The sequence below is a fragment of the Glaciimonas sp. Gout2 genome (assembly GCF_035018905.1).
Classification (GTDB): domain Bacteria; phylum Pseudomonadota; class Gammaproteobacteria; order Burkholderiales; family Burkholderiaceae_D; genus Glaciimonas.
This window is the reverse complement of record NZ_JASJXA010000157.1, coordinates 1-229: the sequence shown is the minus strand read 5'-3', so window position 1 is coordinate 229 and position 229 is coordinate 1. Positions and strand designations below refer to the sequence as shown.

Annotated in this window: 1 pseudogene; it reads left to right on the top strand. The window is 55.9% G+C overall.

Annotation, left to right across the window (positions count from 1 at the left end):
• A pseudogene (locus QN379_RS23580) lies at positions 1 to 229 on the top strand (sulfoacetaldehyde acetyltransferase); the annotation flags it as partial.

Here is a 229-nt window from a genome sequence, read left to right as displayed (position 1 = left end):
TTGCGCTGACCCAACGTCTGACTGGCAAAACGCTGGCGTGTGATGCGACGCTTGCCGCACGCGCTGCCACGATCAAGACCGAGAAGGACGCCTGGGAAGCCGAACTCAGTGACTGGACCCATGAAAGAGATGCGTTCAGCCTCGACATGATTGCAGAACAAAAGAAAGAAAAAACCCCGTTCGGTGGCACGTATCTGCATCCCCGTCAGGTCTTGCGCGAACTGGAAAA